30 protein-coding genes are annotated in these 25,943 nt (G+C 40.1%); 29 read left to right on the top strand and 1 reads right to left on the bottom strand.

Features of this window, described 5'->3' with window-relative positions; translation table 11 throughout:
* The first annotated feature begins 62 nt into the window (after positions 1-62).
* The 26 genes from JWG40_RS01480 to JWG40_RS01355 all read left to right on the top strand — a co-directional run bounded on the left by JWG40_RS01480 (position 63) and on the right by JWG40_RS01355 (position 22,062).
* Positions 63-1,685, top strand: coding sequence for a CTP synthase (locus tag JWG40_RS01480; RefSeq protein ID WP_205284110.1), 1,623 nt, complete (start codon positions 63-65; stop codon positions 1,683-1,685).
* 1 nt (position 1,686) lies between these two features.
* Positions 1,687-2,532, top strand: a complete 846-nt coding sequence (gene kdsA, locus JWG40_RS01475) for a 3-deoxy-8-phosphooctulonate synthase (protein WP_135580382.1) — start codon at positions 1,687-1,689, stop codon at positions 2,530-2,532.
* A 9-nt stretch (positions 2,533-2,541) separates the two neighbouring features.
* Positions 2,542-3,087 (top strand): LPS export ABC transporter periplasmic protein LptC, encoded by a 546-nt coding sequence (gene lptC, locus JWG40_RS01470; RefSeq protein ID WP_205284109.1) that lies wholly within the window; start codon positions 2,542-2,544, stop codon positions 3,085-3,087.
* Positions 3,084-4,421 carry an LptA/OstA family protein gene (locus tag JWG40_RS01465; protein ID WP_205284108.1) on the top strand — a complete coding sequence of 446 codons (1,338 nt, stop codon included), beginning with the start codon at positions 3,084-3,086 and terminating at the stop codon, positions 4,419-4,421. Before lptC ends, JWG40_RS01465 begins: the two co-directional genes overlap by 4 nt.
* Before the next feature lie 49 nt (positions 4,422-4,470).
* Positions 4,471-5,178: an LPS export ABC transporter ATP-binding protein gene (lptB, locus tag JWG40_RS01460; protein ID WP_205284300.1), complete on the top strand. Its 708-nt coding sequence runs from the start codon at positions 4,471-4,473 to the stop codon at positions 5,176-5,178.
* Positions 5,179-6,600 carry an RNA polymerase factor sigma-54 gene (rpoN, locus tag JWG40_RS01455; RefSeq protein WP_205284107.1) on the top strand — a complete coding sequence of 474 codons (1,422 nt, stop codon included), beginning with the start codon at positions 5,179-5,181 and terminating at the stop codon, positions 6,598-6,600. It abuts the gene before it with no gap.
* Between the two features lie 4 nt (positions 6,601-6,604).
* On the top strand, positions 6,605-7,573 hold the full coding sequence (gene hprK / locus JWG40_RS01450) for an HPr(Ser) kinase/phosphatase (protein WP_205284106.1): 969 nt from the start codon (positions 6,605-6,607) through the stop codon (positions 7,571-7,573).
* A complete protein-coding gene (locus JWG40_RS01445; protein WP_205284105.1) occupies positions 7,548-7,823 on the top strand; it encodes an HPr family phosphocarrier protein in 276 nt (91 codons plus the stop codon). The genes hprK and JWG40_RS01445 overlap by 26 nt, the downstream gene beginning before the upstream one ends.
* Positions 7,813-9,636 (top strand): LIC_11548 family sensor histidine kinase, encoded by a 1,824-nt coding sequence (locus tag JWG40_RS01440; RefSeq protein ID WP_205284104.1) that lies wholly within the window; start codon positions 7,813-7,815, stop codon positions 9,634-9,636. The genes JWG40_RS01445 and JWG40_RS01440 overlap by 11 nt, the downstream gene beginning before the upstream one ends.
* Entirely contained in the window at positions 9,636-10,988 is a 1,353-nt protein-coding gene (locus JWG40_RS01435; protein WP_205284103.1) for a sigma-54-dependent transcriptional regulator, read from the top strand. Before JWG40_RS01440 ends, JWG40_RS01435 begins: the two co-directional genes overlap by 1 nt.
* Position 10,989: 1 nt before the next feature.
* Positions 10,990-11,808, top strand: a complete 819-nt coding sequence (locus JWG40_RS01430) for a hypothetical protein (protein ID WP_205284102.1) — start codon at positions 10,990-10,992, stop codon at positions 11,806-11,808.
* A gap of 1 nt (position 11,809) precedes the next feature.
* A complete protein-coding gene (gene priA / locus JWG40_RS01425) occupies positions 11,810-13,762 on the top strand; it encodes a replication restart helicase PriA (RefSeq protein WP_205284101.1) in 1,953 nt (650 codons plus the stop codon).
* Between the two features lie 12 nt (positions 13,763-13,774).
* The gene (fmt, locus tag JWG40_RS01420; protein WP_205284100.1) at positions 13,775-14,743 is read left to right on the top strand and encodes a methionyl-tRNA formyltransferase; all 969 of its coding nucleotides are present in this window, start codon (positions 13,775-13,777) and stop codon (positions 14,741-14,743) included.
* Positions 14,740-15,759 (top strand): PASTA domain-containing protein, encoded by a 1,020-nt coding sequence (locus JWG40_RS01415; RefSeq protein WP_205284099.1) that lies wholly within the window; start codon positions 14,740-14,742, stop codon positions 15,757-15,759. The genes fmt and JWG40_RS01415 overlap by 4 nt, the downstream gene beginning before the upstream one ends.
* 1 nt (position 15,760) lies before the next feature.
* Positions 15,761-16,423, top strand: coding sequence for a ribulose-phosphate 3-epimerase (gene rpe, locus JWG40_RS01410; RefSeq protein ID WP_205284098.1), 663 nt, complete (start codon positions 15,761-15,763; stop codon positions 16,421-16,423).
* Between the two features lie 47 nt (positions 16,424-16,470).
* A complete protein-coding gene (gene rpsP, locus JWG40_RS01405) occupies positions 16,471-16,728 on the top strand; it encodes a 30S ribosomal protein S16 (protein ID WP_002987273.1) in 258 nt (85 codons plus the stop codon).
* Positions 16,729-16,735: 7 nt separating this feature from the next.
* Entirely contained in the window at positions 16,736-16,966 is a 231-nt protein-coding gene (locus tag JWG40_RS01400) for a KH domain-containing protein (RefSeq protein ID WP_002974362.1), read from the top strand.
* A complete protein-coding gene (rimM, locus tag JWG40_RS01395; protein WP_232369101.1) occupies positions 16,956-17,492 on the top strand; it encodes a ribosome maturation factor RimM in 537 nt (178 codons plus the stop codon). The genes JWG40_RS01400 and rimM overlap by 11 nt, the downstream gene beginning before the upstream one ends.
* Positions 17,482-18,135, top strand: a complete 654-nt coding sequence (gene trmD / locus JWG40_RS01390) for a tRNA (guanosine(37)-N1)-methyltransferase TrmD (RefSeq protein ID WP_205284097.1) — start codon at positions 17,482-17,484, stop codon at positions 18,133-18,135. The genes rimM and trmD overlap by 11 nt, the downstream gene beginning before the upstream one ends.
* Before the next feature lie 8 nt (positions 18,136-18,143).
* Positions 18,144-18,581: a 50S ribosomal protein L19 gene (gene rplS / locus JWG40_RS01385; protein WP_205284298.1), complete on the top strand. Its 438-nt coding sequence runs from the start codon at positions 18,144-18,146 to the stop codon at positions 18,579-18,581.
* The gene (locus JWG40_RS01380) at positions 18,578-19,261 is read left to right on the top strand and encodes a ribonuclease HII (RefSeq protein ID WP_332470262.1); all 684 of its coding nucleotides are present in this window, start codon (positions 18,578-18,580) and stop codon (positions 19,259-19,261) included. Before rplS ends, JWG40_RS01380 begins: the two co-directional genes overlap by 4 nt.
* A gap of 181 nt (positions 19,262-19,442) precedes the next feature.
* Entirely contained in the window at positions 19,443-19,889 is a 447-nt protein-coding gene (locus tag JWG40_RS01375) for a hypothetical protein (RefSeq protein ID WP_232369100.1), read from the top strand.
* Positions 19,886-20,146: an EscU/YscU/HrcU family type III secretion system export apparatus switch protein gene (locus tag JWG40_RS01370; RefSeq protein ID WP_205284095.1), complete on the top strand. Its 261-nt coding sequence runs from the start codon at positions 19,886-19,888 to the stop codon at positions 20,144-20,146. Before JWG40_RS01375 ends, JWG40_RS01370 begins: the two co-directional genes overlap by 4 nt.
* Before the next feature lie 34 nt (positions 20,147-20,180).
* Entirely contained in the window at positions 20,181-21,368 is a 1,188-nt protein-coding gene (locus JWG40_RS01365; protein ID WP_205284094.1) for an HD-GYP domain-containing protein, read from the top strand.
* Positions 21,369-21,410: 42 nt separating this feature from the next.
* Positions 21,411-21,758 carry a YraN family protein gene (locus JWG40_RS01360; protein WP_205284296.1) on the top strand — a complete coding sequence of 116 codons (348 nt, stop codon included), beginning with the start codon at positions 21,411-21,413 and terminating at the stop codon, positions 21,756-21,758.
* A gap of 103 nt (positions 21,759-21,861) precedes the next feature.
* Positions 21,862-22,062 carry a hypothetical protein gene (locus JWG40_RS01355; protein ID WP_039937918.1) on the top strand — a complete coding sequence of 67 codons (201 nt, stop codon included), beginning with the start codon at positions 21,862-21,864 and terminating at the stop codon, positions 22,060-22,062.
* On the opposite strand, the gene JWG40_RS01350 is transcribed toward JWG40_RS01355, so the two are convergent.
* Positions 22,063-23,508, bottom strand: coding sequence for an ATP-binding protein (locus JWG40_RS01350; RefSeq protein ID WP_205284093.1), 1,446 nt, complete (start codon positions 23,506-23,508; stop codon positions 22,063-22,065).
* A gap of 60 nt (positions 23,509-23,568) precedes the next feature.
* Here JWG40_RS01350 and JWG40_RS01345 point away from each other — a divergent pair, with 60 nt between their 5' ends.
* The 3 genes from JWG40_RS01345 to JWG40_RS01335 are packed head-to-tail and all read left to right on the top strand — an operon-like array spanning position 23,569 to position 25,943.
* Positions 23,569-23,994: a type II secretion system-associated lipoprotein gene (locus tag JWG40_RS01345; protein ID WP_232369098.1), complete on the top strand. Its 426-nt coding sequence runs from the start codon at positions 23,569-23,571 to the stop codon at positions 23,992-23,994.
* Between the two features lie 9 nt (positions 23,995-24,003).
* Positions 24,004-25,002, top strand: coding sequence for a peptidoglycan DD-metalloendopeptidase family protein (locus tag JWG40_RS01340; protein WP_205284092.1), 999 nt, complete (start codon positions 24,004-24,006; stop codon positions 25,000-25,002).
* Between the two features lie 29 nt (positions 25,003-25,031).
* Positions 25,032-25,943 (top strand): general secretion pathway protein GspC, encoded by a 912-nt coding sequence (locus JWG40_RS01335; protein WP_205284091.1) that lies wholly within the window; start codon positions 25,032-25,034, stop codon positions 25,941-25,943.

The following is a 25,943-nucleotide window of genomic DNA, read 5'->3' as shown; positions in this document are numbered from 1 at the left end:
CGTATTGATTTTGGACCCAAATCCCACCAGTCTGTAAAAAACATTCTTTTTTGAGGTCCATTTTGTCCAAGACCAGATATATTTTTATTACCGGTGGCGTATCCTCTTCCTTAGGAAAAGGCGTTACCGTGGCAGCTCTCGGCTGTTTGTTAGAAGCTAGAGGTTATACCGTCTCTTTACAAAAAATGGATCCTTACATCAACATAGACCCAGGGACTATGAGTCCGTACCAACACGGGGAAGTGTATGTGACTGAAGACGGTGCCGAAACCGATCTTGATTTAGGATACTACGAACGATTTACGAAGTCTAAATTTTCGCGTAAAAATTCGGTATCCACTGGCCAAATCTATCACGCTGTAATTGAAAGAGAAAGAAAGGGTGATTATTTAGGAAGAACCGTACAGGTTGTACCGCATATCACCAATGAAATTCGAAGCCGAATTTATAACCTAACGCGCGATCAAGAAACTGACTTTGTCATTGTTGAAATTGGCGGAACTGTAGGTGACATCGAGTCTGTTCCCTTTTTAGAAGCCATCCGCCAAATGCGGTATGAACATGGTGCTAGTCAGGTTTTGTTCTTGCACCTAACACTTGTCCCAACGATCACTGCAGCTGGGGAAGCTAAAACGAAACCCACACAACATTCAGTAAAAGAACTTTTGGCACTTGGAATCCAGCCAGATATTTTAATTTGCCGTATCAATAAACCTATGTCCAAAGAGATGAAAAATAAAATTTCCCTCTTTTGTAACGTAAAAGAACAAAATGTAATTTCTGCTGTGGATATTACGACCTCCATCTATGAAATTCCTCTGATGTATCGGGAAGATAAATTAGATGAAGTAGTTTTGAATGCTTTAGGAATGGACCTTCGCAAACTTAATTTTTCCCAGTGGGAGAATATGGTCAAAAAAATTCGTAACACGAAAAAGACCGTAAAAGTAGCGTTAATTGGAAAATATATTTCACTTCAAGATGCCTATCGTTCTGTATATGAGTCTTTGGCTCATGGTGGAATTGCTAACGATGTAGAAGTGAGCGTAATCAAAATAAATCCAGAAGATATTGATCCTAAAAATGTTAAAGAACACCTAAAGGGCGTTCATGGAATTTTGGTTCCTGGTGGATTTGGAGAACGTGGGATCGAAGGAAAAATTGCAGCGATCCAGTATGCAAGAACCAAACAAATTCCTTTCTTTGGAATTTGTCTTGGAATGCAGTGCGCTGTGATTGAATTTGCAAGGAACGTTCTTGGGTTCAAGGATGCAAATTCTACCGAATTTAAACCGAATGTAAATTATCCTGTGATTTCCATGATCGAAGAACAAAAGGAAATCGAACGTATGGGCGGAACGATGAGACTGGGTGCTTATCCTTGTGTAGTCAAAAAAGGAAGTCTTGCTTATTCGGAATACAAATCAGAAAGGATATCCGAACGACATAGACATCGGTTCGAATTCACTCTACGTTACAAAGATGATTTTGAAAAGAAAGGAATGAATCTTACTGGATTTTCACCTGATGGAAGTTTGGCGGAAATTGTGGAAGTGGCAACCCATCCTTGGTTTGTTGGAGTTCAGTTTCATCCCGAATTTCAATCCAAACCTACGGACCCGCATCCACTTTTTGCAGGTTTTATTAAAGCAGCATCCAAATTAGCGAAGAAAACGGAGGATTAAGATGTACGATTTAATTGAAGAAAGAGAATTTTTCGGTAAAAAAATCGGGGGGCGTAATCCTTTTTTTCTCATTTCCGGACCTTGTGTGATGGAAAACAAAGACCTACTCGACAGGGTTTGTGGAGAGATGAAAGCCATCTGTGATGATTTAGGAATTGTATATATTTTCAAATCTTCTTTTGATAAGGCCAATCGTTCTTCAATCAATTCTTACCGAGGCCCTGGTTTAGAAGAAGGAAGAAAACTTCTCGATTTTATCAAAAACAAGTATAATGTTCCTGTTCTCACGGACATCCATGAAACCATTCAAGTGGATCCATTGAAGGATACAGTAGATATCTTTCAAATCCCTGCTTTCTTAAGTCGCCAAACAGACCTTATTGCAAAGGCAGCAGAAACGGGTAAATGGGTGAATGTAAAAAAGGGTCAGTTTATGGCCCCGGATGACACCCGTCATATCAAAACAAAAATCCAAGAGTCAGGATCGGAAAAATATATGGTAACGGAAAGAGGTGCAAGCTTCGGATACGGCAATCTTGTATTTGACCTTCGCGGAATTCCGATGATGCACAAACATGGAATTCCCATTGTGTTTGACGCAACTCATTCTGCACAACTTCCAGGAGCTGCGGGAAACATCACTGGTGGAGTTCGTGAATTCATTCCTCATATGGTACGTGGGGCCGTTTCAGTTGGTGTCGAAGGACTCTTTATGGAAGTCCATCCAGATCCAGAAAAGGCACTTTCAGATGCTACCACACAATTTCCTTTGGCAAAAGCCAGAGGCCTTTTAACTCAACTTTTGGAATTGGATCGTTTGGTAAAAACCAAATTTTTAGAGGACTAAGATACTTATATGATGCGAAGGGTACTGATTTTATTCTTTGTTTTGGCAATGATCCATTGCAAAGATAAGGAATACCTTCGCATTGAAGTGGAAAAAGAATCAGGCTCTATGGTTTCCATGCGTAATTTCTCCCGATCGTCTTACAAAGAATTTGGGGAATTGGAGTGGAAATTGAAAGGGGACGAATCGTATATATTTCCTAAAGACAACAAAACCATTGTTTACGGTTTTGAATTCAAACAATATGAAAAGGGAAACGTAACTTCTGCCATGACGGGAGACCGAGGAGAGATCAATCACTCTACGAAAACTGTCGTTCTGAGTGGAAAAGTAAGATTAAAGACCAACGATGGAAAATTCATCGAATCCGAATCCTTAACCTATAATTTGGATGAAAAAACACTTTCTTCCGAAGAGGACGTGCTCGTATACTCTGATGGAACTACAATCCGCGGGAAAGGACTTCGTGCTGATAAAAGTTTGAATAAATTTACCATCATCCAACCGAAAGCAGTGACCGTGGGCGGTAGTAACCCTCTAAAGGATAAACAATGAAAAAACAAATTCTAATTCTGTTTTTTATTGTTTCTTTCCTACACGCAAATCCATCACCTATACCAGTGTTATATGGATCAGAAGATCTATTAAAGAAAGAAAATCCGACCTTTACAGAGAACAAAAAAAAAGAGAATAAGGATAAAATTCCAGTCCTTTGGGGAGGAAGTTCTCTTACTCAAGAAGAACGAACCATCAATGGAATTCCTATGAAGGTTTTTATTTTAGGTGGCGGTGCTTATATTATGCATAAAACCATCAAACTCAGTGCCAGAGAAATTGAAATCATTGGTGAGGATGCTTTAATCGGAAATCTAAAAGGTCAGGTAATCGTTGAAGACTTTCAAAATGGAGTTACTTTAACTGCGACTAAAGGAATTTATAATAAAATGGCAGGGACGGTCAGTTTGGACAACAACCCGATCCTTACACAAAAAAAAGATGGTAAGGTAGTTAAAATCCAATGCCAATCCATTGTTCGGTATCTGGAAGAAGCAAAAACAACTTTAGCAGGTAAGGTGGTTGTGACATCCGACGAGTTTCAGGTGTTTGGTGAGGATGCGGTTTTTTCAGAAAAAGAAGATCGAATTGACCTGGTAGGAGAACCATTTTTGTTTTCTGAAAATCGATTTTTGATTGGTAAAACACTTTCCTACTTTGTCAAAGAAGGAAGTATCCAATTGGATGGGGATGCTACCATCTACCAAGTATCTTACGAAAACAAAAAAGATAAAGAAAAAGATACCACAACCAAAGAACGTGTAGTGACCTTATTTACAGGGAAAACTTTGACTCATCAGAATAAAGGAAAAGAGACGATTACCTCTATGAATGGGGATGCTTTTATGTACAGAAAAAGTTCAGAGTTTAAAGCGGATCTATTAGAGAGTCGTCGCAATAATAAAGACATCAAAGCCACTGGAAATGTTAGTTATTTGGATCGTGAAAATGCTTATCGAATGGAAGGTGGGTTACTTTCCTATGATAAAGAAAAAGGTTACTCTTATCTAACAGAAAATCCTCGGATTGTCTTTTTGGATAAAAAGGAATTAAAGGAAAGAGGACAACTGACTTCGGTTTTTTTGGAACGATTTGATGAACGTTTTGAAACCGTAGCCCGAGGGGATGTTCAAGTAGAAACCCAAACTGCTACCGCTACCGGTGAATATGCAACTTATTACGAAAAGCGAGATGAATTGGTTTTAGAAGGGAATCCGACTCTTGTTAAAAACAACACCAAAGTTTCAGCAGGAAAGATCATACTCTTTCCCAAATCGGACAGAGCCTATTTAACTGATGGGCTTAAGGTTATACCGAATGACGAAAAAAAGTAAAACTCAAACTTTAAAACGAGAAATAGATCCAAATGTAAAAACATTCCGGATGGAAAACTTAGTTAAAGTCTATAACAAACGTAAGGTTGTGGATGGTGTAAGTTTTTATATTCAAAAAGGCGAAATTGTAGGTCTTCTTGGTCCCAATGGCGCTGGAAAAACAACTAGCTTTTATATGAGTGTGGGTTTTGTGACACCGGACGAAGGTCATGTTTTTATTGATAACGAAGACCTTACCAAAGCTCCCATGCACATTCGAGCCAGGATGGGTGTTGGGTATTTAGCTCAAGAAGCAAGTATCTTTCGTAAACTTACTGTTGCTGAAAACTTAGAAGCCATTTTGGAAACGATGAATCTTCCTGGAGATGAAATCATTCGTCGTCGGGATGAACTCCTTATGGAGTTACAAATTATGCGAGTGGCCAACCAAAAGGGATATACACTTTCTGGGGGAGAAAGAAGGCGCTGTGAAATTGCAAGAGCCCTTGTGACCAATCCAGATTTTATTCTTTTGGATGAACCTTTTGCTGGTGTGGATCCCATTGCGGTTAAGGACATTCAAAATGTAATCCAATCTTTAAAGGATAGAGGGCTTGGCATTTTGATCACTGACCACAATGTGCGAGAAACATTAAAGATTACTGACAGAGCTTATATCATGTATAGTGGCCGGATTCTGATTTCAGGAACTGCCGATGATTTAATTAACGATCCAGAAACAAGACGAATTTACTTGGGTGAGGATTTTAAACTATAAATGAAACTCGGGGCTTCACTTTCACAACGCCAAACGCAAAAATTAGTGATGACCCAGGACTTACGCCAGTCCATTGAACTCTTGTCTTTATCTACATTAGAACTTTCTGATAAAATTCAAAATGAACTTTTAGAAAATCCACTTTTAGATGAAGTGGGTGTGGATGAAAAAACCAAAATGCCAGAACTTTTCTCTATCGATGAAGTAAAACGGTTAGAGAAATTAAATCACGAAAAAAGTACCGATGTCAATTGGCAAGATTCCTATTCTTTAGAAGGACCAAGGTCTTATGATACCGAAGCCAGTGACAGAAACCAAAAATACATTGAGTCGTCTACGCGCGGCGAAACTTTAGAAGAACATTTGTTAAATCAACTTCGACTCATCAAACTCACCAAGTTGGAGTTTGAAATCGGAGAAGTCCTTATCAGTATGATTGACGATAAAGGATTTATTACCGATGATTTGGCCATCGTTTCTAAGGAAATGGGGTATCCCGAAGCCAAAGTAAGACGAGTTTTGCAAGTGGTGAATGAACTAGATCCCATTGGGATTGGTGCGAAGGATATGCAGGAAACACTTCTCATCCAAGGGAAAATCCTTTTTCCGGACAATACACTTTTACACCAACTGATCGGCGAATTTTTGTCAGACTTAGAAAAAGTAGATTATAAAAAAATCGCAAAAAATCTCAAAATCACAGAAGAAGAAATTTTAACTTTAGCAAGACTCATTAAGAAATTAGAGCCCTATCCCGCGACTACTTACCAAGGAAGGAAGGTGGATTATGTAGTGGCGGACGTCGTTGTGAAAGAAGTGGGTAGTGAATTTAACATTTTTATTAACGATGAATGGTTACCAAAATTATCGATCCAAGAAGAATACCGCGAGCTACTCAATCATAAACTGCCCCCAAAAGAGAAAGAATATTTTCAAACCAAATACAGTTCGGCTCAGTGGCTTATTCGTTCCATCCAACAAAGAAGACAAACTTTACAACGTGTTGTAAGTTGTATCATTGATTTTCAGGTGGATTTTTTTCGGGGAGGGATTGGGTTTATCAAACCTCTCACTTTAAAAGAAGTGGCCGAAAAGTTGAATTTACATGAATCTACAATTTCTCGCATAACAACAAATAAATACATTCAAACCACTTGGGGTATATTTGAGTTGAAGTGGTTTTTTTCTTCAGGGGTTAAATCCTCCGAGGGTGGAAAAGAGAGCTCAAAAAAAATCCATGAAATCATTCGTAATCTGGTCAAAGACGAAGATGAAAACAATCCTTTGTCAGACCAAGACATCGTTGAGCTTATGGAGAAAAAAGGAATTGAAATTGCCCGTCGGACGGTTGCAAAGTATAGAAAGGTTTTAAGAATCCTTCCTTCTAACGAAAGAAAACGGATTAGTTCTCTAAAGGGGTAAACCAATGCCAGTTCCTGGGATCACTGTTGACACGATTTTACGAGATCATGAAGATCTACAATTAGTTTTGGTCACCGGGGAAGCCGGTCTTTCTAATCGCATCAATAATGCAGAAATCAATCGTCCCGGACTTTCCCTTACGGGTTTTTTTGATTTTTTTGCGAATGACCGCATCCAAATTTTGGGGAAGGGAGAATGGGCCTATCTCAATTCTCTCTCTGAAGATAAACTTCAGGAAATTACAGATAAATTCTTCGAATTCCATTTAAATTGTATTATTTATACGCATGGCAATGAACCACAAATTCCTTTTGTAGAAAGAGCAAAATCCAAAGGGATCCCGCTTTTTAAAACAGAGATTGCAACTCATCGTTTTATCACTCTTATCTCTCAAATTTTAGATAGAGCTCTGGCACCTCGAACCATGCGCCACGGAGTTCTCATTGAAGTTTTTGGGATTGGAACTTTACTCACCGGTCGCTCCGGTGTTGGTAAAAGTGAAACAGCACTCGAACTCATTGAACGAGGACATAGGCTTGTGGCTGACGATATGGTTGAGATACGACGACTTAGTGAAAGTTATTTGATTGGCTCTTGTTCTGATTTACTTCGTCATCATATGGAAATTCGAGGGCTTGGGATTTTAAATATCAAAGATTTGTTTGGTGTAGGCTCTGTGCGCGATCATAAACTCATTGAACTTATAATTAATTTAAAGGAATGGGAAGAACAAACCTCTGGAGAATATGAAAGGACAGGAATCGAACAAAGTATGGAAGAAATCCTTGGTGTCTCTGTTCCTTATATCGAAATTCCTGTCAAACCCGGAAGGAATATTCCCATCATTGTAGAAACAGCGGCAATGAACCAACGTTTGCGAAAAATGGGAAAAAATAGCGCAAAAGAATTTTCGAATAAACTAAATACCTATATCCAACAGAGTTCCATTGAAACAAATCCAATTAAAGATTAGAGAAGACAGTAGTGGACTTCACGCAAGACCTGCCTCATTATTCGTTAAGGTGGCAGCAAGTTTCCCCTGTGAAATATTCGTAGTCAAAGATGACATTGAGGTGAATGGAAAATCCATTATGGGACTTATGATGTTAGCCTTGGGACCTGGAAGCGTTTTTTCGGTAAAAGCTGATGGAAAACGAGAAGAGGAGGCACTTCTTGCTTTAGAAGATTTGGTTGGTCGAAATTTTGAAACCAATGCCACTTAGAATCTTTAAGATCCTCCCTAGGTTGTCTGATGAAAACAGATATTATTTACGCGATATTTTTATCTTTTTTCTTACCTTAGGAGTTTCTGTTGGGTTTTCAGAATTAGTTTTTTTTCGGCAAGAAGAAGACATTTCCTTTTTCTCTAAATTAGATACTTATGTATTTATCCTCATTCCTTTCTTTATCCTTTCTTTAATCTTAAGTTATGTTTATCGTAATAGACGAAACAGAGAAACAGGTAAAATTCGTAGTTCTATTCGTTATCGACTAACACTTGCTTTTTTATTTGTGGCCCTTGTGCCTTCGCTACCTATTTTTATTCTTTCCTCTAATCTTACAGGAAGGCTGATTGAAGGTTTTTACCGTGTCGATATTTCCAATGCTCTGCGTTCCGCAAATTTAATCATTCAAAATGAAGAGAATGAAATAGAGGCTGAGTTTATTGAAAAAGTAATTTTTTTGCGATCGAGATTACAGGGACAGAAAACTGATGGGTACACCGTTTTTCAGAAGGGAGTCGAAAATGGGCTCTTTGAAAAGAATGAATACTATTTAGGTTTTGCGGAATCAGGAAAACTAAGTTTTGAATCGAGAGGTTTGTTTCGAAATATAGAAGGCTTAGAGTTTTTAGAATCGAAACGGCCTGGAATTTTTGTCAGTCGATTGTATTTAAATGACAGATCTTATATCCTTTGTAGGTTTCCTTTAGAACATGGGACAGAAGTTTATGTGGGCCAAAGAATTCACCAGGGTCTGGAAAGTGATGTTCAAAATATTATAAATGCCACTTCCACTTATGAAAAAGTAAGTTTATGGAAAGAAAAAATTCCTTTCAGTGTTCGCATAACCATTGCTTCTTTTTCTTTTGCAATGTTTCTTATCGCGATATTATTTTCTTTTTTATTTGCCCGTAGAATTTCTCGCCCCATTATCAATTTGGCAAATGCAACCAAAAAAGTTTCTCTGGGGGAATCTGACATTCGTTTAGAAAAAACAGAAGAAGGAGAAATGGGAATTCTTATCGATAGTTTTAATCAAATGGTTAGTGATTTAGACGCTAAGTCAGAAGAGCTTATGCATACGCAAAGAATTGCCGCTTGGAAAGAAGTGGCACAACGTATGGCTCATGAAATCAAAAACCCTCTAACGCCGATTCAGTTGTCCGCTCAGAGAATCCAACGTAAATTTCAAAACCCCAAATCAGAAAATTTGGAATCGGTTATCTTTGATGCGACTGAAACCATCATAGGGCAGGTTCGTGTCTTGGAACATCTAGTAAAAGAATTTAGTGAATTTGCTCGGATGCCAGTTCCTGTTCTCATCAACCAAAACTTAAATCCAATTTTGGAAGAGGCTGTAGCTCTTTTTAAAGATACAACTGATATTGAGTTTGAGTTGAAACTTTCAGAAAATCTACCTGAAGTTTTTTTGGATAAACGACTGTTTTTGGGTGTGATTAATAACTTAATCAAAAATGCTGTTGAGGCGATTCAATCAACAGAAAACTCTAAAGAGGAAATGGATATCCTAAGTCTCAAACGAAAAAAAATCAGAATCATGTCCAAATTACAAAAGAAAGCTCTTCGCAAATCGATTGTAATCGAAATTGACGACTCGGGGCCTGGACTCAAACAAGAATGGACGGAAAAAATATTTGAACCTTATTTTTCTACTAAAGAAAAACATGGATCAGGAATTGGGCTTGCCATTGTTCAAAAAACAATCATTGACCATCATGGTCATATTTCCGTAGAGAATTCTAAGTTAGGTGGTTGTAAATTTAGGATTGAACTTCCTTTGGATAGTCACTGATGCAAAAGTTAATATATATTTTAGATGACGAAACCGAAATTCGTAAGTCCTTACGTGTGATTTTAGAGGATGAAGACTATTCGGTGGAAGATTTTGCCAATGGGAAAGCTTTACTAAAAGCTTTAGCAAAAGATAGACCATCCCTTGTGTTATTAGACGTATGGGTGGGAAAAGAAGATGGGCTTACCATTTTAGGTGAATGTAAAAAACTGTATCCAGGATTACCAATCGTAATGATTTCTGGTCACGGAACCATAGAACTTGCCGTGAATGCCACAAAAAAAGGTGCTGTTGATTTTCTAGAAAAACCACTTTCTATTGAGAAAGTGATCCAAACGATTGAAGCTGCTTTGGAAAAAACAAAAGATACCGAAATTCCTGAATTTAAGTTGGAAGTGGATGAAATTTTAGGCGAATCTTCTTCTATACAAAGGGTAAAGTTTGCCATTTTCCAAGCCGCACAAACCAATGCTCGTGTCTTTATTTTTGGTGAAAACGGGACTGGAAAGGAATTAACCGCAAGGGCAATCCATCAAAACTCCAAACGAAAAAATGAACCTTATATTGAATTTAATTGTGCAGAATATTCAGAAGAAATCTTAGAACAAGAGTTATTTGGCTCGGAGAGTTCTGGTGGAGGTGATCCCAATGAAATTAAAATTGGAAGATGGGAGGAAGCACAGAATGGAACGTTATTTTTAGATGAAATTTGTGATTTAACTCCTGCTGTACAATCCAAAGTTTTAAAGGCAATCATCGAACAGAGGGTAGACCGTGTTGGTGGGAAGGAATCTATCGCAGTGGATGTTCGGATCATTGCTGCCACGAATTCCAATGTGGAAGAAGCTATCCGGGAAGGTAGGTTTCGAGAAGATTTGTATTATGCATTAAGTGTGATTCCCATGGAACTGCCTCCCCTTCGAGAAAGAAACCAAGACATCCCCTTGCTTGCTGAACACTATTTAAAGAAGTCCATTGCCGAAAACAAACTTCCACCCAAAACCATTGATCGGGAAGGACTTGATGCTCTCACCACTCATTTTTGGCCGGGAAACGTAAGGGAACTTGGAAATATTTTAGAAAGGTTGAGTATTCTAGTTCCAGGGGACACGATCCGGGCAAAGGATGTAAAGGAGGCTTTGCATGGATTCAAAAAGGCCAATGAAATGGTGGCCCGAGGGGATTTAAAACATGCGAAAGAAGAATTTGAACGCCAATACATCATTAAAACATTACAAATTTGCGAAGGGAATGTGACTAGAACTTCCAAAGCCTTAGGTATTGAACGCACACATTTATATCGAAAATTACGTTCCTTAAATATTTCCGTGGAACAATTGAACGAAGGTTAGTATGGATCAAAAATCAATCTTAACACGATTTACAGACATTCTAACAGAAGCTAAATTTTTACTTCAAAACAAGGCTGTTTCTGTTTATCAATTTCAAGAGGAACAGGATCCGAACGATTTTGTCTTTCTGTGGAAGTCAAAAATTCCCGAATCGATTGAAATTCAGAAAAAGCAACAAAAGGAAAACCAAAGAAAGAATAAGGATCTGGTGAATTTTTCTTGTACGTTTTGCCAAGGGAAACTCAGTGGAGTGCGTCAGTTTCTACACAAAGGCCGAAAACCGATCCTAATCCTCCATTATACTGGCGCCACAAATCCAAAAGAAAAACCATTTACCAAAACAAAACCGAATCAAATTTTTAAGGACAAACTAACCGAAAATAGTTGGGGAGAACTAGTTAAGAAAGTGTTTGGATTTTCTTTTGAAGAGTTTTTTTACCAAGAATATCCTGCATGTACATTTTCCCATATTGATTCTAAAGATACAGATTGGACATCAAGAGTGGAAAATTGTAAATTCCATGTTAAGGACACAGTAGAGGAATACGGAATCAAAATGATTGTGGTCCTAGGATCTTCCGCAAAACTTTTGTTTGGAGCTGAAAAGGCAAAAGAACTTCTCGGCAAACAGATCAACTGGGATTTATCAGGACTTTCCATTCCTATTGTCACCACAAGATCTCCCGAAGCCCTTGTTTTTCTAGGAGAAAAGGCTAAAAAGACTGATTCGGAATCCAATCTCTTTCAATATGGAAAAGAAAAACAAGAATTGGAAGAAAGTTTTATCTCCCATCTAACTCTACTCAAACCTTATATCTAGTATGATCCAATACGCGGAAGTTGCTTTAAACCTTTCTTGGGAAAGTAAAACACTGACCTATGAAATCCCGCAAGGGATAGGAAGTCTAGATCGAGGAATCCGCGTAATTGTGCTTCTCAATGGAAAGGAATGGGAAGGAGTCGTGACCGAAATCCATTCGAATGAACCTAATTACGAAACCCTATCTATACTCAAGGCCGTTGATTCCGAACCAGTGCTTACAGAAGACCAATTGGACTTGGCTCAGTGGATGGCTGATACTTATTTATCTTCGCTCGGTGAGGCTTTGTTTCTTATGGTTCCCAAAGGGAAAAAAAGAAAAAAACAAAACCCAACTCCAATCCAAATTCATTCTGAATTATTACATCCCTTAAACAGATCCCAGGCAAAAGCCCTAGAAGAAATCAAAGCTAATACGAAATCGCAAACCCATTTACTGTATGGAATTACAGGCAGCGGGAAAACCGAAGTCTATATGCATCTTATGGCGGAGGTTTTAAGTAAACCCAAAGGATCTGTGATTTTTCTTGTACCGGAGATTTCTTTAACCTATCCCACTATCGCAAGGATAGAAAAAATTTTCCCCGGACAAGTGGCAGTCCTTCATTCGCATTTACGTACCTCAGAAAAGTTCCAAAACTACTTGGATTTGAAGGACGGAAAAAAACGGATTTGTATCGGAACTCGTTCTGCCGTTTTTGCACCTTTGTCCAATATTTCTCTTATCATTTTAGATGAAGAACATGACGCTTCTTACAAAGAACATGGCTCTCCTCGGTATCATGTCCGCCAGGTTGCCTTACAACGAATTGGAAAAACTGGCGGAAAACTATTGTTAGGTTCTGCGACTCCAAGTGTAGAGATCTATTACCTTGCCAAAGCAGGTCAAATTGGGTATTCGGAACTGAAAGAAAGAGCCAATCCGCAAGCCTCCCTTCCTTCTGTGGAAATTACCGATAAAAAAGAAGACTCAGACCTTCTTTCGGGGGACTTACAGTTTAAAATTGCAGACCGATTGAAAAAAGAAGAACAGACCATCATTCTCTTGAACAGGCGCGGTTACAATCCCTTCATTTATTCCACTACCACAAAAGAATTCATCCATTGTCCTAAATGTACAGCTACTCTTTGTTATCATTCTGATAAGACCGTTAGGTGCCATCTCTGTGGTTATAAATCCACCTTACAAAGTCTAAAAGCCCTTCATGGAGAAGACTTGGATCTTTTTGGTGCGGGAACACAAAAGTTAGAAGAGTATTTGCTCTCTCATTTTCCAAAAGCTCGGATTGAAAGGTTGGATCAGGATAGTTCCAAAAACAAAGAGGTAACTCGGAACGTTTTGGAGAAGTTAGGCGAAGGTAATTTGGATATTCTCACCGGAACCCAGATGATCGCCAAAGGTTTGGATTATGCAAACGTCACTCTTGTGGGAATTCTGAACGCCAACCATGGACTTGGGGTTCCTGACTTTCGTAGCAGTGAAAGGACATATTCTCTTATTTCTCAAGTGGCGGGAAGGGCAGGAAGAGGAGAGAAACGGGGAGAGGTTCTCATCCAATCCAATGATCCAGAACACCCTGTCCTAAAGATGGCAATGGAACAGAACTATCCTGCTTTTTTTGAATGGGAACTAACTTTTAGAAGAGATTTGTTTTATCCACCTTTCTCTCGTTTGGCGAGACTAGTTTTTCGATCCAAATATGAAGATATTGCCAACAAACAATCTGTTTTGTATGCGGAAAACTTAAAAGAAGGGATCGATGAATCAGTAATTCTTCTTGGACCAAGTCAATGTCCCTTTTACAAAATTGATAATAACTTTAGGTATCATATTTTGTTAAAATCAAAATCAATCGCTACCTTACGAAATCTTTTGCGAGATACCAAATCAAAATTTAAAGTCGATTCCAAATGTTATATTGAATATGATTTGGATCCTCTGGAATTAGTATAATAGGAAAAAACAATGAAACTTTCGATCGGATATTTTGGATCCCCCGAACACTCAAAAGAATTGTTATCTCTTTTAATCGATGCGGGAATCCAAGTTGATTTTGTTGTCACCAACATCGACAAACCTGTGGGTCGAAAACAAACCATCACACCCACACCCGTAAAGGAATTGGCTCTGGCCAAAGGAATTCCTGTCATCCAATCCCAAAAACTAAGAACCGATGAAGAGGCTCAGAAACAAATTTTAGCTTTTGGATCTCCCGTTCACATTGTTTATGCCTATGGTTCCATAGTTCCTGAAGTGGTATTCCAAGACCCAAAATTTGGTAGCATCAATCTTCATGGAAGTCTCCTACCCAAATACCGTGGAGCCTCTCCTGTTCAAAGTTTTCTCTTAAGTGGAGAGGAAAGTTCCGGATTTACGATTCAGTTTTTAGCCAAGGAAGTGGATTCAGGAGATATCATCTCGCAGAAATCGTGGCAGGTGGGTCCATTGGAAACCACAGCTTCTCTATTGGCATTGATTACTAAAGAAGGGGCTACAGAACTCATCCGCCTTCTAAAGCAATTGGAATCCACAGAAACCGGGTGGAAATCCCAGCCGCAAGATGGAATGCAAGCCACCCATTGCAAAAAGATCACGGGGGCGGACAGGCCCGTTTTATGGACAGAACCTGCGAGGAAAATCCACAACCGAATCCGTGCCCTCTATCCTGATCCATTGGCTGTGACAGAGTTTCGAGGGAAAAAACTCATCCTTGTTTCCTCATTTTTGCCGGATTCCGAACCAGAACCCATACCCATTCCGGAAGGGCTAACCTACGGTTCCTTTTTCCTATACCAGAAAAAAAGGCTTTTCTGCCTCTGTGGAGACGGAAACCTGCTTGGTATAGATACCTTACAACCCGAAGGTAAAAAACCCATGAAAGGATTTGAGTTTTTCAATGGGGCGCGGGTTTTAGCCGGAGAATCATTTACGTGAAAGAAAAGTTTCTGAAAATTCTACCTTACAGTGGTTATGTTCTATTTGTTGGTTTAGGGCTCCTTGTTTTTTTTGTGGCAGCCTTTCTTGTGGTAGTGGTTCGAACCAAAGAAGAACAAAAGGTAATGATGCCTTATGTGATAGGAAAAAACTACATTGAGGTTCATAATGAACTCCAAAGACTCCAACTCAAAGTTCGGTTGGAAACCCAACGCATTCCTGAAAAAACAGATGGGATCATTCTTTCTCAATCCATCGATCCTGGTAAGGAAGTGGAAGCGGGATCTAAACTTTATCTCACTGTCAATATTGGATTTGATCGAGTCACAATCCCCGATGTGAAAGGTCAGGATCTAAAACGTGCCCGAGGCATTTTAGAAAAAGTACTTTCTGGGGAAGTGTATGTTCCCCTGCAAGTTGGTGGGATCACTTATGTTCCTGCTGTGGGGGATGAACCTGCAGACACTGTCATTGACCAAATTCCTGCTCCAGGAAAAGAAACTCATTCCGGCGAAAAAATCTATCTACTCGTTACTGAAGCAAATCCTGAAAAAAAATCCAACCAATCGGCCAATGAACCGAATGATTCGACAAAGTTTGTCGGCACTCCAGTTCCTTTTGTAATCGATTATTTACAGAGAAAAAAGATTCCATACCTTTTGAAAGAAGCCACCAAACCAGAGTTTCGCGAATCTCATGGTCTTGTTTCTTCTTTTGAATTAAAACCTACAGGGGCCGAAGTGGGAGCATTTTTTTTAAAACCATCCGAGTCTCTCGTCCAAGATTATGAATTTCTTACCTATGAAGTGGATGATGATGATCTTTACTCAGCGAAAGTTAGTTATACAAAACCGGGGGAAGATACAGAAGTGGAAAAAGAAATCCTAACAAACCAAAGTTTGAAAGAAGACGAACCAGTTCGTTTTCTCATCCACCGAGCAGGAAACGTTAAGGTGACACTAATCGGAAAGGAAACTGGCGTAGCAAAAGTTTGGAAACTCAAAGGAACTTATTAAGATGAAAATCTCAGCTTCAATCCTCGCGGCAAAACTTACGGGACTCTCATCGGAGTTACCCACTTATAAACAGGAAAATATTGATCTGATCCATATCGATGTGATGGACGGAAACTTTGTGCCACAAATTTCTTTTGGGGAGGCCTTTACCAAAGAAGTGAAGTCCCATACCCAAATCCCACTCGATGTGCATCTCATGGTCAGTAATCCAGAACTCCATGTTCCTAAATACTTTGACCTAAATCCCTATTGTATTACCTTCCATATTGAAACCACGAACTTCTCGGTGAGACTCGCAGAAGAGATCCGAAAGGCAGGAATCAAGGTAGGAGTTTCTCTTAATCCCCAAACTCCACCAGAGTCTATTTCGCAAATCCTTCCTTATCTGGATCTCGTTTTACTCATGACTGTTGATCCCGGTTTTTATGGACAATCCTTTGTAAAATCAGGATTTGAGAAAATTGCCGCAGTTCGTAAACTCACCAAACCTTACAATATTGAATTGGAAGTAGATGGGGGAGTGAATGAATCCAATATGGAAGAACTAGCAAAACTCGGTGTGGACATCACGGTTGTGGGTTCTGGTCTCTATAAAACAGGAGATCCGAATGCACAGGGCAAAAAATTAAAGGAACTCGCTGCAAGTGCTAGAACTCGCTCTTGACAGATCGTCCCGATTCAAAAAACTCGCTATAAAAGGGGTATTTTTCCTTGGTTAAATTAAGATTACAAAGAACGGGAACAAAAGCAGACCCGCACTATCGCATCGTTGCAGCTGACATCCGTGCTCCACGTGACGGAAAGTTCATTGAAGCGATTGGGCATTTCCACCCATCGACTTCATCTGTGAAAAAAGCGACTTTCAATGAAGAAAAAACTATTTCTTGGTTAAAAAAAGGCGCGCAACCTACTGATACAGTTCTTGCTCTTTTGAAAAAAGACGACGTTTGGGCAAAATTCAAAGGTTAATTGATACATGGAATCCTTAGTTCGTTATATCGTTACATCTCTCGTTGACCAACCTGAACAAGTGGCAGTCAACCAAGTGCCCGGAGAGGAAGAAACAGTGATCGAACTTCGGGTAGCCGCAAAAGACCTCGGGAAGGTGATCGGAAAGAACGGAAGGATTGCAAAATCTTTGCGTACTGTTTTACAAGCAGCCGGAACCAAACAAGGTAAAAACTATACTTTAGAAATTGTCGACTAAACCAAGTTTAGTGAAAGTGGGGGTCATCGGATCCTCACATGGAATCAAAGGGCTCATCAAACTGTTCACAGAAGGTGACACCTTACTTTCCGTCAAAGCTCCGCTCACCTGCACCGTGGAAGATCCTCGCGGAAACCAGTCTACCATTCAAATCGAAGAAATCAAACAGAACGGAAATCATTTCCTTTTGAAACTAAAAGGGTATGACACGCCCGAGGCAGTCGTCAAATACCGAGGGTTTTCTTTGTTATGGAAAAGGGAAGAACTCCCTAAGGCCAACGATGGCGAAATCTATACTGAGGACTTGGTGGGACTTCTTGCCATCTCCAAAGAAACAAATACTTCTCTAAATTACATTATCACGCAAGTGATCGACAATCCGGCCCATCCCATTTTGGAATTAAAACCCGAATCGGGTGAGGGCGAAACGGTTCTTATCCCTTTTCTCAACCGATTTGTCGGAGATTGGAATTTAGATTCCAAAACTTTAGAAATCATTCACTGGGAGCAGTGGTTTGAAGTTTAATTTCATTACCCTTTTCCCAGAAAAAATCACATCCTATTTTGAAACTGGAATTCCGGGCAAAGCGGTCAAACAAGGGGTTGTAGAAATCAATACAGTACATTTGCGAGAATTTGCCGACAACAAACACCAAAAGGTAGACGACACCATCTACGGTGGTGGTCCAGGTATGCTTTTGCAAGTAGGACCCATCTACAGGGCTTTAGAATCCCTTGGAGAAAACAAAGGAAAGGTGATTCTCCTCAGTCCATCGGGGGAACTTTTCAACCAAACTCTCGCTCGAGAGATTTATGAGTCTTCAGAGACTTTGACCTTTATTTCCGGGTATTATGAAGGGGTCGACCATCGTGTCACAGAGCATTTAATTGACAGGGAAGTGGCCATTGGAAACTATGTTATTTCATCGGGGGATTTAGCTGCTCTCGTTGTTGCGGATTGCCTTTCTCGGTTTGTTCCGGGGTTTTTAGGAAAAGAAGAAAGCCTTCTCGAAGAGTCGCACAACGAAACAGAAGAATTAGAATACCCCCAGTATACAAAACCCTATGATTTTATGGGTTGGACTGTTCCTGATGTGCTCATAGGTGGCCATCATGAAGAGATCCGGAAATGGCGGCTAAAAAACCGCAAAACAAGAAATCATTCTTAGAGGAAGCCATGAATCAGATTCTAGAAACAGCACTCGCAGGCGAAGCAAGAAACGAACTTAATTTCGAAATCGGTGATACTGTAAAAGTTCACTACAAAATCGTTGAATCTGGTAAAGAGCGGGTTCAGGTTTACGAAGGTGTTGTGATCTCTATTGCTAACAAATCACAAAGCAAAACGTTTACTGTAAGACGTGTATCTTATGATATCGGAGTGGAAAGAATTTTCCCACTTCATAGCCCACGCATTGCGAAGATTGAACTTGTTCGTAAAGGAGCCGTTCGTCGTGCAAAACTTTTCTATCTCCGTGATAAAAAAGGAAAAGCAGGACGTATCAAAGAAAGAAAAGGCGGTCAAGCGATCGTTGCCAAAGATAAAAAGAGACAGGACGAGGCTTCTAAAGCCGCTCTTGCACAAGCAAAAGCTGCCGAAGCACCTAGCGCATAATCTCTCTTGAAACGGTCGTTAAGCGGCCGTTCTTTCCTGAATTTCAAATTCCAAACCTGACCTGTTATTCTCTCGATGAAGCAGGTCGTGGTACACTGGCTGGCCCCGTCTCCATTGGTTGTGTTTCATTTACGCTTACTACCTTAGAAAAAATCCGAAATGGAGAAATCCTAAAAGGACTCCGCGATTCCAAAAAAATACCAGAACCCAAACGACTTGAACTACGAAAAGAAATTCTAATCCACGCATCGTATGCTCGTGTGAGCTTTGTCAGTGCCGCTTTTATCGATCGATTTAATATCAACCAAGCAATCTTTTATGGAATGAATCGGTCTTTGCCGACTGGTTCCCATGAGCTCGGTGAAAAAAAACTCTATCTTCTTGCCGATGGAAATTATAAACTCAAAATCACAAAACCCATCGAAGGTTATCTTTCGCTTCCCAAAGGAGATGATTTGATTCCTTCTATCTCTGCCGCCTCCATCCTTGCCAAAACCTACCGCGATGAGTATATGGAACGAATGGATTTAAAATACCCTGGTTATGGGTTTGCTAAACATAAGGGATATGGAACCGAAGAACACAGGAATGCTCTTTTGAAATTTGGAATTTCTCCCATCCACAGGTTGAGTTTTTGTAAATTTCTCCGACGAGAAGGGAGTGAGCCCTCTCTTTTCTAAACTTGTTCCACTTTCTCTCCCCTTATCTCTGGTAAGACCGACACGGCATATAAGTCCTGGAAATTCCAATCATCACCTCTTTGAGGTAACCTCAAGAGGACTGGAGTTCCAAAATCCAAGGTTATCCAAAACAGAAAATTCAAATAGAAACTCCCGTTTGCTTTTGTTAAGGCAAGAGGATTTGAAGGAGGGTCAAGGATATCATAAAGCCAAAGATCCTTCTCGTTGGTCCCAATGGTTGGCAAAACAATCGGATTCTCGCACCATAGAGATAGCGGATCTAAAACCCATCTGGAATTATCTACTCGGAGAATCTGGATTTTCTGATCTTCTTTCCTACATCCATCCTGATAAAAAAGAGTCCTTACAAATGGTTGTGGAACCGAAGAACAAAGGTTTGGTTCTTTATGTATTTTGGGAATCGAAAGAAACCGGGGCGATGGGAATCCAATTCCATTATGATCCAGAAAAAGACAAACCGATACTTGTTGAGATTACAACGGAACAATCGATACAAAGAGAAGGATTCTCCAAACAACTGGTGGGTCTTGTTCGGGACTTCCCTCAAATTCGATCGGTTCAAATCGAAACTTGGTTGGAAGAATCTTTTAACGGAGAATATAGATGAAACGAAAAATGGCTGCCCTTGCTTATGATCCCAACATTCACTCCGCACCAAAACTGGTGGCAAAAGCAGAAGGAATGTTTGCAGAAACTTTGATCCGAGTAGCCAAAGAGTCAGGCGTCCTTGTCATTCGTGATGAAGTGATGGTGCAAACCTTAGATCATCTCCCTAATGGGAAAGAAATTCCAAGAGAATTGTATGAAGTCGTGGCATCAGTGTTTCGAATCCTCGTTTTAGAGAGACAAAAGAAAAACAATTGAAGTTTCTAAGCTTCTTACTAAGATTTACGCAATTATGCGGAAAATCTCCATACGTGACTTAGAGCCTGGCTCGAAGTTTACTAAGTCAATCTACTTGGACAAAGACACTGTTTTTGTAGGTGCCGACCAACCAATCACCCAACAAGACTTAGACCGTTTGGTGCAATTTGGGATTACCTTTGTTCTGACAGATGGTGAGAAGGTGATCGCGGACGGGCAGGACAAATCCTCCACAGGAACAGGTCCTGGATACTTCGATACCAACCTTCCTTTTTATCAGGATGATGAAAATTCCACACGGTTTAAGTATCTATTAGAAAAAGCAAATACTACTAAGGTAGAGTTTAACTCAGTTTTTAAAGATTGTTTTGACTTGGTTCAAAAAACGTATCGATCAGCATCTGAGGGCCGTTATACGGAAATTCGAGAATTTAGGGAAATTGCAGAACGGATCGCTGATCATACCAAAGCCAACGCTCAAATTCCAATTTTACTTTTATCCCATTCTCATTCCGGTTATTATCTATACACTCATATCTGTTATGCGACATTTTTCTCCGTGATGCTTGGAAACTTTTTAGAGTTTTCAAGACCCAAACTCATTGATTTGGCTCTTGCTTCCCTTTTTGCCGATATCGGAATGGTGACTGTTCCCGAAGAAGTTTCAGAAAAAAAAGGAGCTCTTTCGGAACTAGATCTTAAAACCATAAAACGCCACCCCGTGACAGGATACCAAATCCTCACCCAACGGTTGAAGTTAAAAAACTCTCTTGCGATTGTTGCCTTACAACACCACGAAGCTGTGGATGGTTCAGGGTATCCGCAAAGGATACTTGCCAACCAAATAGAAGAGCTGACAAAAGTATTTATGATCGCAGACCAATTTGCCGCTATGATCCATCCAAGGCCTTACAGGCAAGCCATTCTTCCCTATGAAGCCATGAAGATTATGATAAGCGAAAACGTGAACCGATTTGATTTAAAAATGGTAAGACTGTTTTTAAATAAACTTTCTATGTTCCCTGTAGGATCCGGTGTGGTTCTTTCTGACCTAAGAATGGGTATGGTGATTGAATCCAATAAAGACAAACCCCTTCGTCCCGTAGTACGAGTGACAAAAGATCCAGAAGGCAAACGCCTCAAACATTTAGAGTTCGTTGACCTTATGAAAGACCTCAATCTCTATATCCAACAAGCCATTCCCTTTTCACAAATCTATTAAAGCCATTGGGTCAAGCAACCTTTTGGTTTGGTATCTGATATGATGCGAGAAAAAATAAACCGAGGTCGCCTCGGTGAAGAGTTGGCCAAGGTTTATTTGGAATCTGCCGGGCACATCATTCTTTTTCATAACTACCGGAAGGCTTTTGGTGAATTAGACATAATCAGTTTTCTGGACGGTTTTCTTCATTGTTCAGAAGTGAAAGCCTGGACCGAAAGTAGCGGATTTCATCCTTTGGAATGCTTTCATGAGACAAAACGTATGAGAATGCGGAAGGTATATTACTATTTACTTAAGGAAATTCCCGCTTTCCATCACCTAACACCTTCGTTTAATTTGATCCATATCACTGAAAAAAAGGAAGTTCGTTTTTATTCTTCAATCTTTTAAATACTTCATCAAGGGAATTTTGTACCGGGCCGATTGATGATGTATCCCATAAGGGAAAACGCTCTCAAGGATGAGAGTTTGATTGTTACAAGGAAGTAACCGCATGAAACAATTTAGTATTTTTGGAAATTTGGCAGAAACCGACGAATTTGGTCCAGATCCAGTATTACTCCGGAAACGGGGGATGGCTTCTACCATTCAGAAGAAATTTGAGAATTACAAAAAAAAGATAGATGATCCAGCTTATATGGATTATGCGATCAATAAAATTGCGATGGAAATCTCACATTTTATTTCAAAGTAATTACCCTAGGCTATAAATCCACTGGTAACCGATAGAATACTCCACTGCCTCCCAGATGTGTACTTCCTTTGTTCGGGAGGAAAGATCCCAATCGGCAATGGTTCTTGTAAGAGAGATAATTTGTTTTTTCTTTCGCAAGGATAATTGTTTGGTTTGAGATTCTGTGTCTAAAATTTTCTGAATTTTCTTCTCTTCATCCTCTGGAACGGTTCTTGTGTTTCGAAAAGCAAACCGTTCCCAAAGAATTTTTTTCATCCTAGATTCTTCTAATTTGATACATCTTTCATTCGATATTTCGAATAACGTTTGAAAGATGGTGATCCTATCTAAAAACGCACCACTAATTTTCTGTAAATACAACCGAATCTTTTGTAAGGAACAATGGCAAATTTGTTTGCTGTGATAGTTCCCGCAAGGGCAGGGGTTTGCAGATAACATTAAAGTGAAGTCAGTTTTTAGTTTTGTTTTTTCATTCATCCGAACAATTTCTAAATACGAATCTTCCATGGGCATCCTTAAACTTTCCAAAATGCGATCCTTAAATTCTAATGCTTCATCCAAATAGAGAATTCCTCCATAGGCTTTGGAAATTTCACCTGGTTGGAAGGGAAGACCTCCACCCACAAGTCCTACTTCTGTCGCTGAGTGGTGGGGGGAACGAAAAGGGCGTTTGTTGGTAGGGATTTCGAATTCTCCACCCCAAGTCCATATTCCTTGGTCGTTCGGATCTCTTGATTCTTTGGGAGGGAGTAAGGATTCCAACATTCTATGAAGCATTGTCTTTCCCGAACCTGGACTTCCTAATAATAAACTATGGTGTTTGCCAAGTAGTGAATATAAGAGTCCCTGGAAGGTCTTCATTTGGTAGGGGTCAAGAAATACCTGGTCCCAAGTTAGGGAATCAGGAGGAGGAGTGAGGGCTTCTCGGGTATCTGGTGAAGTATTTTTAAGATTCCGAAGACCTTCCAGGTGGTCGAGAAAGTAATACTGGCCCACTGGTAGGTTTTCTTTCTGCATGGTCTTGGGAAGACAAAGGAAAACCTCCGTAGACTCTCGGTTTTGCCAAAGGTAAGGCAAAAGCTCCTGACCCCCAAGAACTGACCCATCCAATCCAATCCCTCCTAGAAAGAGTATCTGAGCTTTGGGAATTTGGATTTGGTCCGTTGCTATTAAGATTCCCACAGCAATCGCTAAATCCAAACAGACCATCCGTTTAGGGATATGAGCGGGTTTTAAGTTGATGATGATGGTTTCTAGTGGGAATTGATAACCAGAAGCCTCCAGAGCCAAACGGATGCGGTCTCTTGACTCCTTTGTGGATAGAGTTGCTGAACCTAAAATTTGGAATTGGGGGAGTCCTCTTCTGATTCCTACTTCCACTTGGATTTCTTTGGTTCCATTCCATTCGTATAACAGGCTTCTGACTTCTGCTCGTTTGGGGATCACATGTGGATAGGGTCATCAATCCTCTCTTTTGGGCCAAAAAATAAAAAAGACTTTTCATAAATGAGGCATCATGGTGACTTTTCCTCAGAGTTTACTTTGGATTGTAGTATCATTCGTGTAATTCCCCTCGTTCTTCTCCTTGCGTTCAGTCATTGTTCCCAACGGTTGATCAAAAAAGAAAGATTAAGGGAAATCAATGAATACTATGATGGAAAGACGTATGCCTTACAAGAAGAGATCAAATTTTCCCAAACCGAAGTTTGGAAAAAAGGAACTCTTGTTAAGATCTATATCGAATCCACTCCTTCTCTTTTGAAATTGAAGGTTTATCCCATTGCAGAGTCTAGAGAGTCTTCTGTGGGAAAATTGGCAGCCTACATCATCAATGATGATGTGAAGAAAAAGCAGTATGACTTGGAAGATGTCGACGAGTGGGTTGGTAAAAAATTCACTCTAGTTGAACCCAGTGTCAAAAAAAAGAAATAATGGTTAGGGTTGTCGCAATTGGTTCGTTTTGATTCTTTCTTTGTTTCGTGTTCAAGATTCTTGCCCCCAAGTCCCGATATTGAAAGGGTGAAGGTTCTTCGGTTGGCAATCATTTCCCTTTTGGTTCTTTCTGGAACTCAAGTCATAGCCAATCCATTTCAAAAAATACATTCCGAAATCAATGAGACAATTCCCGGTAGTGAATCTGCAATGTTTCGCCTATTTGGCTCACAATCACAAGAAGCCGAAGTTCATAAACTCTTTTCGGTTGGTGTCAATGCCTCGGGGGAAGAGGAAGAAGTAGAACTCGCTTCTCTTGATTTACCCAAATACATTGATGTATCTCCTGTTGTGAGTAATACAGTCGTTCACGAGTCTGGCATCATCTTAAAAAAATATGCAGTCCAAAAGAAGGACAATCTCTCAAAGATTGCCCGGTCCTTTTCTATCGAACTTGCTAAACTAAAAAAACATAACGGACTCACCAGTGACCAACTTAAGATTGGTCAGGTTTTAGAAGTTCCTGTGCAAGTGAAGAATGCTTCTTCTTCTCGAGTGGTCTTAAAAAAAATCTTTATTATGCCCGTTCCGCAAAGCCGAGTGACTTCTCGGTATGGAAGGAGAGTCGATCCGTTCAATAAATACAACCGCGTGTATCACACCGGCCTTGATCTTGCCGCTAAGGTGGGAGCTCCAGTGCTTTCTGCTGCTGATGGAGAAGTGGTTTTTACTGGTCGCAACGGTGGGTACGGAAATTCAGTCACTATCCAGCACAAAAATGGTTATAAAACAGTTTACGCCCATTGTTCCCAGATTTTAGTTGAGGTTGGGGAAACGGTGAAGATGGGTCGTGTGGTTGCTCTTGTCGGAAGGACAGGAACGGCAACAGGGGCACATCTGCATTTTGAAGTGTTTCGAAACGGGAAGATCATGAACCCCGAATCGGCGTTAAGTATCACGGAAAAACAAGTCACACGACTCCCTAAATCTGAAGTAGCCGGAATGTAATCGGAGCCTTTCTCCGATTTGTGGGGAGCATGAATTCAATCCTTCAAAGAATCCAGTCGAGTCAATTTTTGACATTGATTCCGGCAGTTTTACTTTTTTCCTTTTCTCTTGCTTATTTGCTGAAACTGGTCCTCTTACTTTTGTTTTCTACAGAAACTGGGATTAGCGTAGCAGGCGCCCGACCCAAACAAATGCGCCAAGAAGTGATTTTGGCGGTGAGTACGTACGAAGATATAGTTACGGGCAATCTCATTCGTGGCCAGGTATTTGATCCCAATGATGCCACCAAACGAGGGGCAGATGGATCGCCTCTAGATCCAGAAATCGCTCAGGACAATGGGGACGACGACCAAATGTTGATTACGGGAACCCTTTCCGGACATTGGTCCTTTGCTCGGGTGACAGTCCGAGAAAAACAAAATAATGATTCTGAAGAGTATGGAACTGGTGAGATGGTAGGTGGCTATAAAGTCCAGACCATCGAACAACACTATGTGGTATTAAAGAAAGGGGGGCTTAGTCTTAGGGTGAATATTGGCGAAACCCCTGCACAGGCCAAAGAAAGAATTCGTCCGAAAGACGCGGCTGCAGTATCCAATTTAGGGCCTTCCAGCCAGACAGTGCAAAAAGTTCTTTCCCGTGAGGATGTGAATCGCAAACTGAAAGACCCGAACACTATCTATAAAAATGCGAGGTTTGGCCCTCATTTGGTAGACGGAAAGATCGAGGGTTACAAGATCTATCAGGTGGCAAAAGACCATGTGTTTTATTCCCTCGGTGCACGCGGTGGGGATATTATCAAACGAGTCAATGGAATGCCACTCAACGAAACAGAGAAAATGTTGGAAATTTGGGGTTCGATCAAACAAGCTCCGAAAATTACAGTGGATTTAGAGAGACAAGGCAAAATAATCACATATGAATTTATCATTCGGAATTAA

The sequence above is a fragment of the Leptospira abararensis genome (assembly GCF_016918735.1).
Lineage (GTDB): Bacteria > Spirochaetota > Leptospiria > Leptospirales > Leptospiraceae > Leptospira_A > Leptospira_A abararensis.
This window is presented reverse-complemented; position numbering and strand designations above follow the sequence as displayed.